5 protein-coding genes and 1 pseudogene are annotated in these 9,157 nt (G+C 62.9%); 4 read left to right on the top strand and 2 right to left on the bottom strand.

The window, feature by feature from the left end; all coding sequences use genetic code 11:
- The first annotated feature begins 582 nt into the window (after positions 1-582).
- Positions 583-756 (top strand): hypothetical protein, encoded by a 174-nt coding sequence (locus AC30NL_RS22960; RefSeq protein WP_489466292.1) that lies wholly within the window; start codon positions 583-585, stop codon positions 754-756.
- 589 nt (positions 757-1,345) lie between these two features.
- Here AC30NL_RS22960 and AC30NL_RS22955 read toward each other — a convergent pair.
- Complete coding sequence (locus AC30NL_RS22955; protein ID WP_489466293.1) at positions 1,346-3,697, bottom strand: heavy metal translocating P-type ATPase; 2,352 nt, start codon at positions 3,695-3,697, stop codon at positions 1,346-1,348.
- Between the two features lie 188 nt (positions 3,698-3,885).
- On the opposite strand from AC30NL_RS22955, the gene AC30NL_RS22950 reads away from it, so the two are divergent.
- Complete coding sequence (locus AC30NL_RS22950) at positions 3,886-4,284, top strand: VOC family protein (RefSeq protein ID WP_489466291.1); 399 nt, start codon at positions 3,886-3,888, stop codon at positions 4,282-4,284.
- Between the two features lie 311 nt (positions 4,285-4,595).
- Here the strand turns inward: AC30NL_RS22950 and alaS are convergent, their stop codons facing one another.
- Entirely contained in the window at positions 4,596-7,223 is a 2,628-nt protein-coding gene (gene alaS, locus AC30NL_RS22945) for an alanine--tRNA ligase (protein ID WP_489466290.1), read from the bottom strand.
- A 127-nt stretch (positions 7,224-7,350) separates the two neighbouring features.
- Between alaS and AC30NL_RS22940 the strand changes: the two are divergent.
- Together AC30NL_RS22940 and AC30NL_RS22935 are read left to right on the top strand one after the other, a co-directional pair.
- Positions 7,351-7,548: pseudogene (locus AC30NL_RS22940) on the top strand (ABC transporter permease); the annotation flags it as partial.
- A gap of 114 nt (positions 7,549-7,662) precedes the next feature.
- Positions 7,663-9,141: an NAD-dependent succinate-semialdehyde dehydrogenase gene (locus AC30NL_RS22935; RefSeq protein ID WP_489466289.1), complete on the top strand. Its 1,479-nt coding sequence runs from the start codon at positions 7,663-7,665 to the stop codon at positions 9,139-9,141.
- Positions 9,142-9,157: the final 16 nt, after the last annotated feature.

Genomic DNA, 9,157 nt, shown 5'->3' with positions numbered 1-9,157 from the left:
TGCTCGCCATAGCCAAGCTATGGCTGCGCTTTGCGCCTAGATCAGGCGCCTTTTGACGTGCTGCTCGGACACGTTCGAAATACTCTCAGCCTCTCAGTCGGAACGGAAATATCTCCGCGACATAAGGACATGGCCCGGAATAAGTTCCCGTTTTGGGGGGCGCTGGGCGGGATGCGACTGCGATTCACCTCGGCTCGGTGTTGCTTGACACGTGGGGAAGCCCTTGTAGCGACAGAACCAGGAAAACTGCTGGCCGTGGGCCTTCTCATCGGTTTGGGGCGGTAAAGCGGCCGACATTGTAGAGTCGCGGCGCAGGCGGAGGCGAACCTTCATCGCTGCTCAAACCCTCGGCATCGTCATAAAGATTCTCGCTCGCAGACGAAAAGAGTGATGTACCAGCTTCTGTGTCGGTGGTCGAGCCCGAGCCGCTCGTGGCGTAGGGATCATCTGATCCATCTCCTGGCGCAGAGAGCGGACGTGAAGCGCGTAGACGTGAAGCGATCGAATTTGAAGCGGGCAGATGTAAAGCAAATGGATTCGAAGCGGGCAGACGTGAAACAAACGGATGTGAGACGGGCAGACGTGAAACGGACGGATTTGAAGCGAACGGACGTGCAGCTGGCGGACGTGAAGGGAATGGGCGTGAAAAGAGCGAAGGAGAAGGGAACGCACGTGATGGTGCCGAACTACTACCCTCGCCCCCCCGGTCGCGGACTACTGACACTTGCCAAGGTGCCTGACTACTACTGCCTGTGATTCTCTTGCGGTTGTTCATTTAGATTTACGTCTTATGGTTTGGGGGATGTTGCGTGTGTTCAAAACTGGAGCGAACCGGATTCACACGCGATTGAGCTTCCAATGTGTTCGTTGGAACTCAATGTAGTAGACAGCTAAAAGCCCGCCCTGGCGTCGATCGGACGCGCGATCCAACTTCAGCCAAGCGGTATTTTCGAGTATCTGCGCGTTCTTGATGTGCGGAAAAGCGAACTCAGTACCGGGATAGCGAGGACCCCGACGCTTTACCGATACCCCAACGGCTTAATTCGCCATACTCGCGCCAATACCACGTCAACATCGCAACCCATCTCTGTTATTTAAGCCTGATGCGCTGTCGCTCACGCACCGCGGTGCGAACAGCTCGGTGGAGTTCTTGAAGTGATCGCGCCGATCGCCAGCAAGCTGAACAAGCTTGACAAGCTGCCAGCCTTGCAACTCGCGGAGGCTGATGTTGGGGATGCGATGCAAGGCGCTCCGAGCGCCGTGTGGCGAGCCACACAAGTGAGGAGCAACGCCGCAGCGCGCCCGCCCAGCACCCTCAAAACGGGAACTTATTCCAGGCCATGGCCTAACGTGTGCTCCCTTTCCAGCGGCGCAGCGTGAGCGCATTGGTGACCACGCTCAGGCTGCTGAAGGCCATCGCGGCTCCGGCGATCATGGGGCTCAGCATTCCGAATGCAGCCAGCGGAATGCCGACCATGTTGTAGATGAAGGCCCAGAACAGGTTCTGTCGGATCTTGGTGACGGTGCGATGCGAGATGTCGATCGCGTCGGCCACCAGCGCAGGGTCGCCACGCATCAGCGTGATGCCTGCCGCATGCATGGCCACGTCCGTTCCGGTGGACATGGCGATGCCAACATCAGCAGCGGCAAGTGCCGGAGCATCATTGATGCCGTCGCCGACCATCGCGACGCGACGGCCGCCTGTTCTCAAGCGCTCGACGATGTCCGCCTTGTCTTCGGGCAGCACCTCGGCGTGCACTTCATCGATGCCGATCTGCTGTGCAACTGCTTGGGCACTGCCGCGGTTGTCCCCCGTCACGAGTGCCGTCGCGATGCCTTGACCCCGCAGCAGTCGAATGGCGTGGGCGGCAGATGGCTTCACACGGTCGCCGAAAGCGAGCAGCCCGATCAGGCGGGGCGCATCGCTCACGTCCGCCAACCACGACAGTGTCTTTCCCTCGGCCTGCAGTTGCTCGGCGCGCGATCGCATCGCGGCGATGTCGACCTTCAGCTCAAGCATGAAGCGCGTGCTACCCAATCTCACTTCGCGCCCCTGGACCGATGCGGCCATTCCGCGCCCAGCGATGGCTCGGACTTCCGCGGCGTTCGTCACCGCGATGGCTTCGCGTCGCGCGGCCTCGATAACGGCGCGCCCCAAAGGATGCTCGCTGTGCGCCTGTATCGCAGCGCTCAACGCCAGCAAGGCCACGTGATCGTCGTCGGCCGCCTCGAATGCGACCAGCTCCGGCTTCCCTTCTGTGAGTGTTCCCGTCTTGTCGAAGACCACCACTTTCACCGCGTGCGCGATTTCCAAGGCCTGCGCATCCTTGATCAGGATGCCGTGCCGCGCCGCAACGCCTGTACCCGCCATGATCGCGGTCGGCGTGGCGAGGCCCAAGGCGCAAGGGCAGGCAATCACCAACACAGCCACGGCGTCGAGAATGGCTCGTTCCCAATCGCCGCTCACAAAACCCCACCCGATCAGCGTCACCACCGCAATGCCGATGACAACAGGCACGAACACCTCACTGACCCGATCTACCATCCGCTGAATCGGCGCCTTCTTCGCCTGCGCTGATTCGACCAGGCGAACTATGCGTGACAAGGTTGACTCGGCGCCCACCGCTGTGGTGCGAACAAGCAGCAGGCCCTCGCCGTTCACCGCACCGCCCGTCACTGCGCTGCCTGCGCGCTTGGGCACAGGCAGGCTTTCGCCCGTGATGAGCGATTCGTCGACCTCGCTCTCACCCTCGATCACAGCGCCATCCACCGGAACACGCTCACCCGGTCGAACAACGACCACGTCCCCCACCTTCACCCGCGAAATCGGCACCTCGGCCTCCTGCCCATGGCGCCGGACGCGCGCCGTCTCGGGCCGCAGAGCCTGCAGCGCGCGAATGGCCTCGGTGGTCTGCCGCTTGGCGCGTGCTTCCAGCCATTTGCCGAGCAACACGAGCGTGATGACAACGGCCGAGGCTTCGAAGTACAGATGCGCTCCCGCCGCCTGGCCATGCCGCAGCAATTGATAGACGCTCAGGCCATACCCAGCCGAGGTGCCCAGCGCGACCAGCAAATCCATGTTGCCGGAGCGGGCCTTCAAGGCTTTCCAGCCCGAGCGATAGAAGCGTGCGCCAAGCCAGAACTGCACGGGTGTTGCCAGCAGCCATTGCAGCCAAGCGTCGAGACGCCAGTCAGCACCGAAGGGCATCGCGAGCATCGGCAGCACGAGTGGCGTGGACAGGACGAGGGCCATCGCGATGGGCCACACGTCAGAACGACGCGCCACGTTTGAATCCACGGAAACGCGCGTCGCGCCTTCTTCGACAACTTCGCCGACCTGATACCCCGCCTTCTCTACCGCAGCCCGAAGTCCTTCGACGCTCACCGACGGGTCAGAGCGAACCGTTGCTGCCTCGGTGGCCAGATTGACGCTCGCCTCGACAACGCCAGGCACCTTGGCAAGCGCACGCTCGACCCGTGCGACGCAAGATGCGCAGGTCATGCCTTCGACGGGGAAGGACCACTCCCTGAGGGGCGCTGGTGCGGTCGGCGAGATGCTGGCAATGGTGTTCACGAGGTTCTCGGGCAGAATGAGCTTCGTCCTGGCAGACTGTCTCAAGTCTCCCATGATAGGAAGCAACTCAGAGGCTGAGAGTTTTTCGAGCGTGCCCGAGCAGCGCGTCAAAAGGCACCTGATCTAGGCGCAAAGCGCAGCCATAGCCAGGGCTATGGCGAGCATTTGCAACGACGACCAGGGGTCTTTTGACGTGATGAGCGGGCATGATCGAAATACTCTCCGCCTCTCAGGCGGAATGAGGCGCTGCCGCCGCAACATGCCCCGTATGCTTTTCTACCCACATAGTCCAAGACCCTGGAGAAACTTGAATGTTCAGCCACGTGATGGTCGGATCGAATGACATCGAACGCTCAAAGCGCTTCTATGACGCCGTGCTCGGCGTACTTGGGGCGGAGGAACCATTTCGCAACCTCAACAATACAGGTCAAGTCCGCCTCTTCTATAGGCACGACGGCAGCATGTTCTGTGTCAGCGAGCCGATCAATGGTGATTCGGCCACCTTCGCAAATGGCGGCACCATTGGGTTCAAGTGCGACTCGCCGGAGCAGGTTCAAAAGTTCCATGACACAGCCGTCGCAAGTGGAGGCACTTCAATTGAAGAACCACCAGGCCTGCGTCAGGGCAGGCGGGGTGCCATGCACTTGGCATATGTGCGCGACCCAGATGGCAACAAACTCTGTGCGCTTCATCGCGCAGATGAGCATTAGAGAGGCTGCCTCTGAGGCTGCGAGTATTTCGAGCGTCTCCGAGCAGCACGTCAAAAGGCGCCTGATCCAGGCGCAAAGCGCAGCCATAGCTCGTGCTATGGCGAGCATTTGCAACGACGAGCAGGGGTCTTTTGGGGATGAGAGGGCATGATCGAAATACTCTCAGCCTCTCGCATCGGCCTTGCCACCCTTGTAGAGCGGCAAGCTGCGCAGACACATCAAACTTTCATCTTCAGCATGGTGTCAACAGCTGCTGCTGACACCATGCTGGACCGAAGTGTCCGCCGTGGGTTGCAACCCCGGGCCACGAATTAAACGCGCTGCGCGACCCAGCTCCGCACGGACTCCAGAGCCGCACCCAGCTTCGACGGATCGGTGCCACCGGCCATCGCCAAGTCCGGCTTGCCGCCGCCCTTGCCGCCAACCTGCTGCGCGACGAAATTGACGAGTTCGCCCGCCTTCAGCTTTCCGATGCTATCGGCCGTGACGCCAGCTGCCAACTGAACCTTGCCGCCTTCGACCGCGGCGAGCACGATGGCCGCCGTCTTCAGCTTGTCCTTGAGCTTGTCCATGGTCTCGCGCAAACCCTTGGCGTCTGCCCCTTCGAGCATGGCCGCCAACACCTTGATGCCGCCCACGTCCACCGCCTTGGAGAGCAATTCGTCGCCTTGAGCCGATGCAAGCTTGCCCTTGAGCGCTGCGAGTTCCTTTTCCAGCGCCCTCACCGTCTCGAGCACGTTTCCAATGCGGGTCGAGACTTCGGCGGGCGTTGCCTTGAGCGTGCTGGCCACCTCGTTCACCGTGGATTCCAGTGACTGCAGATAGGCGAGCGCGTTGTCACCCGTCACTGCCTCGATGCGGCGCACACCCGCCGCCACGCCGCCTTCGGCCACCACCTTGAACAGGCCGATGTCGCCGGTGCGCTGCACGTGCGTGCCGCCGCACAGCTCACGGCTGGTGCCGATGTCCAGTACCCGAACTTCGTCGCCGTACTTCTCGCCGAAGAGCATCATCGCGCCGGTCTTCTGTGCCTCGTCGATCGGCATGACCCGCGCCTGCGTCGCCGCATTGGCGAGGATCTCGGCGTTCACGATGCTCTCGATCTTGCGGATCTGCTCATCAGTGATCGGCCCGGTGTGCGCGAAGTCGAAACGCGTGCGCTCGGCATCCACCAGCGAGCCCTTCTGCTGCACGTGCGGGCCCAGCACTTCGCGCAGGGCCTTGTGCATCAGGTGGGTCGCGCTGTGGTTGCGAACCGTCTTGGCGCGCTTTTCGGCATCGACCTTCACGTTCACCAGGTCGCCCACTTTCACACTGCCTTCGACGACGCGGCCATGGTGGCCGAACACGTCGGCCTGGATCTTCAGCGTGTCCTCGACGAGGAAGCGCGCGGTGTTGTTGCGCAGCTCGCCGGTGTCGCCCGCCTGGCCGCCGCTCTCGGCGTAGAACGGCGTGTGGTCGAGCACGACCACCGCGTCGTCGCCGGCCTTGGCCTCGGTCACCGAGGTGCCGTCCAGGTAGATTGCGCTGATGCGCGCCGTCTCGTGGGTCAGTGTGTCGTAGCCGTGGAAGGTGGTCGCGCCACCGGTGTACTCCAGGCCTTGCGCCATCTTGAACTTGCCAGCCGCGCGCGCCTGCGCACGCTGGCGCTCCATCGCGGCATTGAAACCCGCCTCATCCACCGCCACGCCGCGCTCGCGGCACACGTCGGCGGTGAGGTCCAGCGGGAAGCCGAAGGTGTCGTGCAGCTTGAACGCCGTCTCGCCGTCAATGGTCTTCGCGCCACCCGCGAGCGCCGCTTCCAGAATCTCCATGCCGTTGGCGATGGTGCGGAAGAAGCCCTCTTCTTCCTGCTTGAGCACGTCGGTGGCGCGCTGCGCGTTCTGGCGCAGCTCGGGATAGGCGTCGCCCATCTCGGCGACGAGCGCGGCGACCAGCGCGTGGAAGAAGGGCTTGCGCGCACCGAGCTTGTAGCCGTGGCGGATGGCGCGGCGCGTGATGCGGCGAAGCACGTAACCGCGGCCGGCATTGCTCGGTATGACGCCGTCGACCACCGTGAAGGTGCAGGCGCGGATGTGGTCGGCGATCACCTTGAGCGACGGGGAATTCTTGTCGCAATCTCCAGCGCCCGCAGCATCCACCGCCTTCTTGGCCGCGGCCAAGAGGTTCACGAAGGTATCGATCTCGTAGTTCGAATGCACATGCTGCAGCACCGCCGTGACGCGCTCCAGGCCCATGCCCGTGTCCACGCTCGGCTTGGGCAGCTTGTGCATCACGCCCGCTTCGTCGCGGTTGAACTGCATGAACACGTTGTTCCAGATCTCGATGTAGCGGTCGCCGTCTTCATCGGGCGAGCCCGGGGGGCCGCCGGGGATTTCGGGGCCGTGGTCGTAGAAGATCTCGGTGCACGGGCCGCAGGGGCCGGTGTCGCCCATCATCCAGAAGTTGTCGGACGCGTAGCGCGCACCCTTGTTGTCGCCGATGCGCACGATGCGCTCGGCTGGCACGCCAACCGTCTTGTGCCAGATGTCGTAGGCCTCGTCGTCTTCCGCGTAGACGGTGACCCAGAGCTTTTCCTTGGGCAGCTTGAAGACTTCGGTCAGCAGTTCCCAGGCGTACTGGATGGCGTCGTGCTTGAAGTAATCGCCGAAGCTGAAGTTGCCCAGCATCTCGAAGAAGGTATGGTGCCGCGCGGTGTAGCCCACGTTCTCGAGGTCATTGTGCTTGCCGCCGGCCCGGATGCACTTCTGGGCCGTCGTAGCGCGCGAGTACGGACGCTTGTCGAAGCCGAGGAAGACGTCCTTGAACTGGTTCATGCCCGCGTTGGTGAACAGCAGCGTCGGGTCGTCCCCGGGCACCACGGGGCTCGATGCGACGATGGTGTGGCCCTTCGACTCGAAGAACGTCAGGAACGACTGGCGGATTTCGGAAGCTTTCATCCGGTGCTCTGTTGAATCTGTGGAAGGCCGATCGGGGGCGTTCGGCGAAACCGTGGATTATAGGAAGGCAGCCCCATCCCGACGCCTGTAGCGTCCCGTCCAGAAAGGCCTTGGGCTTCGGGTAGTCGCGTTCGCGACGTCCTTTGATGAAGTGGTGGAAACCCTGTTCCTCGCGGGGCCTGAGCAGGTGACGCTGCCGCGGCAGATGTTCACCGGCATCCGCGAGAACATCACGCCCACCATCGCCGCGGTGACCGCGCTCCTGATCGTCTTCACGACGAGCGCGCTGCTGGCGTTGGAATGGCTGCGCGGACGCCGCCGTTGAGCATGCATCGCACCCAAGACCCTGGCCCTGCCGCAGCGTTTTTCGCGCGATAGAGTCGGCATCAATCAACCACGTTTCACGGGGCTCGCGCCCCCGCCCAACCAGGACCTGCCCATGGACACGAAGACGTCGCCGCTCGCCTTGCTGAAGGACCCGAGCCTGCTGAAGACCCAGTCGCTGATCGGCGGTGAATGGACTGGGGCAGCGCAAACCTTCGCCATCAACGACCCGGCCACCGGCCTGAAGCTCGCCGACGTGGCCAAGCTCGGCGCCGCCGAAACGCGCACTGCGCTCACGGCGGCCAGCAAGGCCTGGGCCGGCTGGCGCAACAAGACTGCCAAGGAACGCGCGGCCATCATGATGAAGTGGTTCCAGCTGCTCATCGCCAATGCGGACGACCTCGCCCGCATCATGACGGCCGAGCAGGGCAAGCCCTTGGCCGAGGCCAAGGGCGAAGTGATTTACGGCGCGAGCTTCATCGAGTGGTTCGCCGAAGAAGCGCGCCGCGTCTACGGCAAGACCATACCGACCACCGACAACAACAAGCGCTTCCTCGTCATCAAGCAGCCCGTGGGCGTATGCGCGGCCATCACGCCGTGGAACTTCCCGATTGCGATGATCACGCGCAAGGTGGCTCCGGCCCTGGCCGCGGGCTGCCCGGTGGTGATCAAGCCGGCGGAGCAGACGCCCTTGTCGGCCCTGGCGGTGGCCGAACTGGCGCAGCGCGCCGGGATGCCGGCAGGCGTGCTCAACGTCATTACCGCTGACGCAGACAACTCCATCGCCGTTGGCAAGGTGCTGTGCGAGAGCGATATCGTGCGCCACTTGTCGTTCACTGGTTCCACGGAAGTCGGTCGCATCCTCATGCGGCAATCGGCACCGACGGTCAAGAAGCTGTCGCTTGAACTCGGCGGCAATGCGCCCTTCATCGTGTTCGACGATGCGGACGTCGACAGCGCTGTCGAAGGCGCCATGGTCAGCAAGTACCGCAATGCCGGGCAGACCTGTGTGTGCGCGAACCGGTTGTATGTGCAGGAAGCTGTCTACGACACCTTCGTCGAGAAGCTGGCTGCGAAGACCACCACCATCAAGGTCGGCAACGGCTTTGAGAGCGGCGTGACGCAAGGCCCCTTGATCGACGATCAGGCGCTGGCAAAGGTCGAACAGCACGTGGCGGACGCCGTCGCCAAGGGCGCGACGGTCGTCGCCGGCGGCAAGAAATCCGCCGGTCGGTTCTTCGAACCCACCGTGATTGCCAATGCCACCAGCGACATGCTTTGCGCGCGAGAAGAGACCTTCGGCCCGCTGGCGCCGGTGTTTCGCTTCAAGACGGAAGATGAGGTCGTCGCCCTGGCCAACAATACCGAATTCGGCCTCGCGAGCTACTTCTACAGCCGCGACATCGGGCGCATCTTCCGTGTGGGTGAGGCCCTTGAGTACGGCATGGTGGGGGTGAACACCGGCCTGATCTCGACGGCGGAAGTGCCATTCGGCGGCGTGAAGCAATCAGGCCTGGGCCGCGAAGGATCGCATCAAGGCATCGACGACTACGTGGAGATCAAGTACCTCTGCCTCGGCGACATCCTGAAGTAATGCAGAACCCTCACCC

Source organism: Rhizobacter sp., from assembly GCA_021153565.1.
GTDB lineage: Bacteria > Pseudomonadota > Gammaproteobacteria > Burkholderiales > Burkholderiaceae_C > Albitalea.
Note: the sequence above shows the minus strand (reverse complement) of the source record. Positions and strands in the feature narration are given on the sequence as shown.

What these genes read in the sequence shown, in the direction of transcription:
- AC30NL_RS22950 (WP_489466291.1), top strand. Translation starts at nt 3,886, where the DNA reads ATGTTCAGCCACGTGATGGTCGGATCGAATGACATCGAACGCTCAAAG.
- alaS (WP_489466290.1), bottom strand. Translation starts at nt 7,223, where the DNA reads ATGAAAGCTTCCGAAATCCGCCAGTCGTTCCTGACGTTCTTCGAGTCG.
- AC30NL_RS22935 (WP_489466289.1), top strand. Translation starts at nt 7,663, where the DNA reads ATGGACACGAAGACGTCGCCGCTCGCCTTGCTGAAGGACCCGAGCCTG.